The following is a 6,797-nucleotide window of genomic DNA, read 5'->3' as shown; positions in this document are numbered from 1 at the left end:
ATTTAAATAGTTATTAGTACACTCTTACTTTTAACTTAGCAGTATCGGAGAGATGGCAGAGTGGTCGAATGCACCGGTCTTGAAAACCGGCATGGGTTTATAGCCCATCTAGGGTTCAAATCCCTATCTCTCCACCATATAACAAAATAGCCCGCTAATTTAGCGGGCTTTTTTGTGTTTGGAACAAAATCAGTGCACTTATACCAATCCGCAATAATACTTAATCATTTTGCGGGGCTAAACGTGTCGCTCCCTGCATTAAAAAATTCTCATTTAGAACAACTAATAGCGGATTTTTTGCCTAGCTATCAACACGTTTTTCCGCCCTCAAAAATAGACCACTTAATTAAGCGAATTGGTATTACATGTTTTATCTCTCATTAGTAAAATCTTAAAAGCAGATAGAATTGCTCACACACCACCTTCTGCTGTTAAATAACGTTGATGTTCTCTTCCTTTTTTTGTTTTTAATAAAACTACCATCACAAAAAATTTTAAATGAGTTGGAATGCACATATTAATGTGTGCTATTTTTAAACATTGGTGGATTAAAGGTATGCAAAATAGGATGTTGTGGCTCAAAGATGATCTAGATTCGAGAAAGTTAGTTGTATATCGTGCCGTCATGTTTTCGTTTATAGCGCTTTTTGTACTTTTTGTATTTCAACCTTTTGGCACTTCAAGCGATACCGAGTCTTACAAGTTTCTGCGGCTTTTTGGCTATGGGTTAGTAACCTTTTGTGCTTTGCTATTGTCAGGTTTCATAGAAATAGTGTTACTTAAGTTTAAGCTAAGTAAATTAAGCCGTTTAATTATTATTCCTGTCACATATATTTTAATTACTGCGTTATTCAATCATGGGTATTTTGTGGTTGCTGTACTTGGGTCTTGGCATTGGCAGAATCAATTACTTTTTGTAGGGTATATTTTTTGTATTGGTGTATTTCCTCTTATTTTTTTACTTGTGGTAAATAGGCATGTAATAGATTTAACTAAGCCAAGTACAGTTAGCGTCGCTCAAGAGCAGTTGAGAGAAGTTGAATTAAAGACAATTACTCTTAAAGGCGATAATAAAAACGACGAAATTAACACGGCTCATCACCATATTTTATTTATTAAATCTTCAGACAACTATTGTGAAATAACAATACAGGAAGGAGCTTCAACTTCACGTAAACTATTACGTGTATCTCTTAGCGGTTTATTAAAGCAGCTTCCAGAAAATACAATTATATTACGATGCCACCGTTCTTATGCGGTCAACCTGCAAAACATTCAGCACTACAGTGGTAATGCTGGAGGGTTGCAATTATCGCTGCATACAATTGATATTAAAATACCGGTGTCTCGTTCTTATGTAAAAGTAATAAAAGATGCTTTGTCATTAATCCCAAAAACATGTTAATCCCCCCTAAAACATGGGCTTTATACCTCGTCTTGTAATTGAGACCTAATAAGTCGCTTTGTATTTTTACTATTGCCAAGATTAAGTTGAAATTTACAACTTAACGAGGAAAGTAGATATGAAATACGCTATCAAGGCACTTGTAATAATTTCTATATTTGTATTTTGCCACTATGTAATGAGGCAGTTTTGGGGAGAAGGTTGGTCTAGCTGGTTGTCTGAACTTGATAATCTAACTGGCATTTTATTTACCCCCGCTAAATATACTTTTTTATATGGACCGTTAGTTATTGCGGCTATTATTTTGTTTAAACAAAGTGAGCCTTTTGAATCTATAGGGCTTAATTCTTCTGGTTTTATTAACTATGCACTCGCAGCAATTATTTGTTGTGCTCCTATGGCAATAGGTTATGGATTTTTGAGTGATGAACTTAACCTATCAATACCAGCAATAATCACCGGCTCAGTTTATGCGGGTTTTTTTGAAGAGCTAATTTTTAGGGCTGCATTGTTTGGTGTTTTATTTAAATATTGTAGATGGGGCTTTGTGCCTGCGGCATTAATTAGTTCAGTAATATTTGGCCTGGGTCATATTTATCAAGGTAATGATGCGATTTCTGCATTGATGGCGGTTGCGATCACTACTGTAGCAGGTACATGGTTTGCGTGGCTATATTGTGAATGTGGTTATCGTATTTGGTTTCCTATGTGGATGCATATTTTTATGAATGCAGCTTACGGAATATTTGGTATGTCGGGTGGCGCAGTAGGTGATCTACAAGGTAACTTGTTTAAAGCAACAGCCATTGTGTTAAGTATTGTGTATGTTGAGATGCTAATTCGACGAGGAAAGCAGCGCGAAGTTACATTATCAAAATTATTTCAATGCACTAAAAGTGGTCTTTATACGCAACAAGCTAACTTAAATTGATTGGGAAACGACCATGCTAGAACTATTTATTGTAATAACTATATTTAGCTCACCCTTTTTGATTCTTACTATTACTAAACGTTATTTCACCTATAAAACTACAATAATGGCAGCGCAAGCAAAATTTAAAGGACTGAATAATAATAAGATAACAAAATTAGAGGAACAAACAGCGATGTTGAACAAAAGATTGGCAGTGCTAGAGGAAATAGTAACATCTCGCCACTTTGAGTTATCAAATAAAATAGCTCAGTTATAAGCACTTTGATAAGTATGACCCAAACGTATGAGCCTATTAATTTATTAATAGGCTCATACTGCAATAAGGTTTATTTTTAATCATAAATTACGACCATAGTCTCTATTTCTAAGCTTTAGATCTTGGTGCATGCTTAATACATTAAAATTTATACTCTGTATTAAGGATTATTAGATGAAACATCAACTCGCAAAAAGCGTCGCGCTTTCATTATTGTCCCCGGTAATTATTGGCAGCTTGTTAGGATTGTATTATGCACTAACGCTACAGGGTGATTTCTTATCCGTATTTTTTCAACTGTTGATGACTGCTATCTCAAATGCACATATTGTAGGCTTAACGATGGCGGCCTTTGTTGTGCCAGGGTATTTACTAATGTTTAAGTATTCTAAAGTTAATTATTCAGGTGTATTAACGCTTGGTTTGTTAGGTGGCGCTATATTTAGTTACTTATTAAGTGCCTCAACTGGCGAGATATTTTTGATTAATAGTGTTATGTCAGCATTTGCAGCCGGACTGTTTTTATTTGGTCTTCGCAAATCGGTAAAAAAATAATCGCAGCATTATTAACCAAGCACGCTGATAAACGGTGCGATTTCCTTTTTTTTACCTCCAAAAGGTTCCAATTTTTCACGACAAAGAGTACCTTTAGCTACTGTATGTTTAATAAGAAGTAGTTTGGTATGCAAAAGCACGATTTTTACCAGTCATTAGTTAAGCAAACTGAATCGCTGATAGCTGGTGAATCTAATGTAATTGCCAATTTGGCAAACATAAGCGCGCTGTTATTTACCTCTTTAGAAGATGTAAATTGGGCGGGCTTTTACTTTATGGATTCTCCTACTGAATTAGTACTTGGTCCGTTTCAAGGTAATCCTGCATGCATCCGTATTCCCGTTGGGAAAGGGGTATGTGGAACAGCTGCGGCAACCGCTGAAACACAATTAATTGAAGATGTTCACGCTTTTGACGGGCATATAGCCTGCGATGCAGCGTCTAACTCTGAAGTAGTTGTACCTATCATGAAACATGGTAAAGTATTCGCAGTACTAGACATTGATAGTCCAAGTATTGGCCGATTTGATGCTGATGATAAAGCTGGCCTTGAAGCATTAGTGAAATGCTTAGAGGCGAGCCTGTAATGAAAGATTTGCTAAATGTTCAAGACTACCTATTTGCTGTGCAAGATGTTGGCGACTGGGAAGGCGAAGAAGAGCATGTAGCGGAAACGCTCAATGATTTAATTCATATTGCATGGGATCGTCTTCCAGATGATTCAGAATGTGAATTTATTGATGAAACAATTAATGGTATTTGGGAACACCTTCGGGGTGATATGGCTGTAATAGAAGCCGATTTCGAAGAGTTGGTCGACTGGGTAACACACTACGTCGATTCGTCCCTTGATGAAAAGATGTGAAAAATAGGTTCTAAAATGGAAACCACAAACAAGCTAAAAGATATTAATGAAGTGTTGGAATTTTTATATCAAGAATTCCCACAATGTTTTAAACAAAAAGATGGCATCAAGCCGCTTAAAGTAGGTATTTTTAAAGATATTGCTGAGCGTATTGAAGGGTCTGAAAAAGTAAGTAAGACTCAAGTTCGTCAAGCGCTTAGAAAATACACGTCTAATTGGCGTTATTTAGAAGCTGTGACAAAGTCAGAGTTTCGTATTGATCTTGATGGTAATCAAGGTGAAAAAGTTGAGCAAGAGCATATCGACCATGCACAAAAAGCATTGGAAGAAAGCCGCGCTAAAATGGCAAAACGCAAAAAACAACAGCGTCCTCGCCAAGATTCTGATTCTAAATCTTTCAAGAAAAAACCAGCCCATGCTAGCAAAGCAGGCGATAAAAACGCACCTGCAGCTAACAAACCTGCTAAAGCAGCGCCAGTTAAACGTTCAGGAAAAATTGAACCTTTACCAGCAACTGAGGTCAAGGTTAATAATAAGGTTAAGGTTAAACTTGGCCAAGCACTTGTAAATGCAGTAATCACTGAAGTGAACAAAGATGACGTTCATGTTGAATTAGTGACAGGTATGCAAGTTAAAACCAAAGCTGACAGCTTATACATCGTTTAAGTTGTAAATAAATTAAGGAGTTGTGTATGAGTAAAAAGTTTACGCTCATTCCGTTAGTTGCTGCCCTGTTTTCAGGTTCATTATTTGCTGCTGTAGAAGCCGTTACAATTGACGATTTACCCCAGCTTAAGCAAGAGAGTCAACATGGTACTGCTAGCAAACGAGTGGCCAGCTTATTTGCTCGTTCACACTATACACCGGTTCGATTTAACGATGAGCTTTCTAGTAAAGTGTACGATCGTTATATCGAATCCCTTGATTTTAATAAAAGCGTTTTCTTAGCCAGCGATATCGCTTCTTTTGAGCAATATCGTGATGACTTTGATAACGCTATTACTACCGGTAAATTAGACTTTACGTTTGATATTTTTAACTTAAGTCTTAAACGCCGTTTTGAACGTTACGAGTATTCACTTACTTTACTTGAAAAAGAAATGACGTTTGATAAAGAAGATGAATACTTTTTTGACCGTGAAGATTCAGCATGGCCTGTGTCACAAGCTGAGCTTGATGAAATTTGGCGTGAGCGTGTAAAGTACGACGCACTGCGTTTAAAAATGACGGGTAAAGATTGGGAAGGCATTAAAGAAGTGCTGACCAAACGCTATAAAAATGCAGAAAAACGTTTAGTACAATCTAATTCAGAAGATGCTTTTCAAATTGTTATGAATTCGCTAGCACGTAGTATTGAGGCGCATACGTCTTATTTATCGCCACGTCGTGCAGAGCAATTCAAAATGGATATGGACTTAGAGCTTGAGGGCATTGGTGCCGTACTAAGCCCAGATGAAGACTACACTGTTATTCGCAGCTTAGTGCCAGGAGGCCCTGCAGATAAAACAGATCAAATTAAAGCTGATGACCGCATTATTGGTGTTGCCCAAGATGGCGAAGAATTTGTAGACGTAATTGGCTGGCGTTTAGATGACGTAGTTGATTTAATTAAAGGTCCTAAAGGGACTAAAGTACGTCTACAGTATTTAAAAGGTGTTGACGCTCACGGCGCACCTAAAGTTGTTGAAATCACGCGTGATAAAATTCGACTTGAAGATAGAGCGGCTAAATCAGAAGTATTTGAAGCCAAATACTCTGATTTAACAAGTAAAGTTGGCGTGATTGAAATTCCAGGCTTTTACAATAATCTTTCGAAAGATGTAAAAGTTGAGCTGGCTAAGCTTAAAGAAGAAAAAGTTGATGGTATTATTATCGACTTACGCCAAAATGGTGGTGGTTCTTTATATGAAGCAACACAATTGTCTGGTTTGTTTTTTGACCAAGGTCCAGTTGTTCAAATTCATACCTTAAATAACCGTATTGAAGAGCAAAAAGATCGTGATGGTATAACTTATTACGACGGTCCTTTAACTGTTTTAGTTGACCGTTACAGTGCCTCTGCTTCTGAAATATTTGCAGCAGCTATGCAAGATTATGGTCGTGCAGTTATTATTGGCGAGCAAACTTTTGGTAAAGGTACAGTACAGCAGCACAAAGGCTTAGGCCGCGCTTACGATTTATACGATAATGCGCTGGGTAGCGTACAATATACGATTGCTAAGTTTTATCGTATTAACGGTGGTAGTACGCAACATAAAGGTGTGATCCCTGATATTTCGTTTCCATCAGCAATTGATCCTGCAGAGTGGGGCGAAAGTAAGCAAGATAATGCACTTCCTTGGGACAGCATTGTTAAAGCGAAATACAAAAAATTAGGTAATTTAACACCTATTATTACGTACCTTGAGAAACAACACGAAGTACGAATTAAATCAGAACCAGAATTTGGTTATGTATTTAATGACATTACCTTATACAACGAAGAGAAAGACCGTAAAACTATCTCTTTAGTTGAAGCTACGCGTATTAAAGAAAAAGATGAAGGTGAAGCACGTGCACTTGTACGTACTAACGAACGTCTTAAGCGTTTAGGTAAAGATCCGGTAGAAAACTTAGACGATTTACCTGAAGTAATTGAAGAGCTTGACCCATTTTTGGAAGAAGCTGCATTAATTACTCAAGATTATATTAATTATGGTCGTATAGCTAAGAAGTAACAACTGGTTTTACTTCTATAAAAAAGGCGCTTTAGCGCCTTTTTTACTACCTAAAATTTACTAAA

The 6,797-nt window shown here is 36.9% G+C and carries 8 protein-coding genes and 1 tRNA gene; all 9 read left to right on the top strand.

Going from position 1 to position 6,797, the window contains the following annotated elements:
• Nucleotides 1-46: 46 nt before the first annotated feature.
• Nucleotides 47-137, top strand: a tRNA-Ser gene (locus P20429_RS01115).
• A 371-nt stretch (nt 138-508) separates the two neighbouring features.
• A complete protein-coding gene (locus P20429_RS01120) occupies nt 509-1,405 on the top strand; it encodes a LytTR family DNA-binding domain-containing protein (protein WP_007586925.1) in 897 nt (298 codons plus the stop codon).
• 118 nt (nt 1,406-1,523) lie between these two features.
• On the top strand, nt 1,524-2,336 hold the full coding sequence (locus tag P20429_RS01125) for a CPBP family intramembrane glutamic endopeptidase (protein WP_007586924.1): 813 nt from the start codon (nt 1,524-1,526) through the stop codon (nt 2,334-2,336).
• A 13-nt stretch (nt 2,337-2,349) separates the two neighbouring features.
• Nucleotides 2,350-2,595, top strand: a complete 246-nt coding sequence (locus P20429_RS19965; protein WP_033027179.1) for a hypothetical protein — start codon at nt 2,350-2,352, stop codon at nt 2,593-2,595.
• A 174-nt stretch (nt 2,596-2,769) separates the two neighbouring features.
• On the top strand, nt 2,770-3,150 hold the full coding sequence (locus P20429_RS01130; protein ID WP_007586920.1) for a hypothetical protein: 381 nt from the start codon (nt 2,770-2,772) through the stop codon (nt 3,148-3,150).
• Between the two features lie 128 nt (nt 3,151-3,278).
• Nucleotides 3,279-3,737, top strand: coding sequence for a GAF domain-containing protein (locus P20429_RS01135; protein ID WP_007586917.1), 459 nt, complete (start codon nt 3,279-3,281; stop codon nt 3,735-3,737).
• Nucleotides 3,737-4,015, top strand: coding sequence for a hypothetical protein (locus tag P20429_RS01140; RefSeq protein ID WP_002961910.1), 279 nt, complete (start codon nt 3,737-3,739; stop codon nt 4,013-4,015). Before P20429_RS01135 ends, P20429_RS01140 begins: the two co-directional genes overlap by 1 nt.
• A gap of 15 nt (nt 4,016-4,030) precedes the next feature.
• The gene (gene proQ, locus P20429_RS01145; RefSeq protein ID WP_007586916.1) at nt 4,031-4,681 is read left to right on the top strand and encodes an RNA chaperone ProQ; all 651 of its coding nucleotides are present in this window, start codon (nt 4,031-4,033) and stop codon (nt 4,679-4,681) included.
• Nucleotides 4,682-4,707: 26 nt separating this feature from the next.
• The gene (gene prc / locus P20429_RS01150) at nt 4,708-6,732 is read left to right on the top strand and encodes a carboxy terminal-processing peptidase (RefSeq protein ID WP_007586913.1); all 2,025 of its coding nucleotides are present in this window, start codon (nt 4,708-4,710) and stop codon (nt 6,730-6,732) included.
• Nucleotides 6,733-6,797 lie beyond the last annotated feature (65 nt).

This window comes from Pseudoalteromonas sp. BSi20429 (assembly GCF_000238895.1).
GTDB lineage: Bacteria > Pseudomonadota > Gammaproteobacteria > Enterobacterales > Alteromonadaceae > Pseudoalteromonas > Pseudoalteromonas arctica.
Note: the sequence above shows the minus strand (reverse complement) of the source record. Positions and strands in the feature narration are given on the sequence as shown.

Bases quoted from the DNA above. Each gene is read 5' to 3' on its own strand.
- P20429_RS01135 (WP_007586917.1), top strand. From the start codon at position 3,279: ATGCAAAAGCACGATTTTTACCAGTCATTAGTTAAGCAAACTGAATCG.
- P20429_RS01125 (WP_007586924.1), top strand. From the start codon at position 1,524: ATGAAATACGCTATCAAGGCACTTGTAATAATTTCTATATTTGTATTT.
- proQ (WP_007586916.1), top strand. From the start codon at position 4,031: ATGGAAACCACAAACAAGCTAAAAGATATTAATGAAGTGTTGGAATTT.
- P20429_RS01120 (WP_007586925.1), top strand. From the start codon at position 509: ATGCACATATTAATGTGTGCTATTTTTAAACATTGGTGGATTAAAGGT.
- P20429_RS01140 (WP_002961910.1), top strand. From the start codon at position 3,737: ATGAAAGATTTGCTAAATGTTCAAGACTACCTATTTGCTGTGCAAGAT.
- P20429_RS01130 (WP_007586920.1), top strand. From the start codon at position 2,770: ATGAAACATCAACTCGCAAAAAGCGTCGCGCTTTCATTATTGTCCCCG.
- P20429_RS19965 (WP_033027179.1), top strand. From the start codon at position 2,350: ATGCTAGAACTATTTATTGTAATAACTATATTTAGCTCACCCTTTTTG.
- prc (WP_007586913.1), top strand. From the start codon at position 4,708: ATGAGTAAAAAGTTTACGCTCATTCCGTTAGTTGCTGCCCTGTTTTCA.